The 511-nt window shown below is 36.2% G+C and carries 1 protein-coding gene; it reads left to right on the forward strand.

The genetic code is table 11. The features are described 5' to 3' along the window. Nucleotides 1-268: 268 nt before the first annotated feature. A partial coding sequence (locus ACYVTD_RS15475; RefSeq protein ID WP_461248591.1) for a helix-turn-helix transcriptional regulator occupies nucleotides 269-511 on the forward strand: 243 nt, incomplete at its 3' end.

The following is a 511-nucleotide window of genomic DNA, read 5'->3' on the forward strand; positions in this document are numbered from 1 at the left end:
TTCTTTTTCTTTTGGTGTCATTTCTGCTTCTTTCTTTTTGCGTAGCGTTTTTCTAAAATCCATAGAATCATCTCCTATATAATAATTATACCATTTTATATCACCTAATTCAATATTAATAAGCATTGTAATGTTAAAGTTGCGTAAATATCGAGTGAAGCCTTATAAAAAACGGTGAAACGCTACCTAAAGTTTACAAAAATATACTAATTTTTGCTTGTGCAACCGATAATATTTGTGCTATAATATTGGTAGAGGAGGGGATAATATGAAATTTTGTGATAAGCTGACGAAGCTTCGCAGAGATAATAATTTTTCCCAAGAACAATTAGCAGACTTGCTTTCTGTGAGCAGGCAAAGCGTTAGCAAATGGGAGAGCGGCGGCGCGTATCCGGACATGGACAGGATGCTGCAAATATGCAAGGTATTAAATTGCAGCCTTGGAGACATTATGGATGACGGTGCGCTTGGTGAAGATTTCAAAGCAGAAGAAAAGAAATTAACGGCGAAG

The organism is Treponema sp. R6D11, assembly GCF_054786075.1.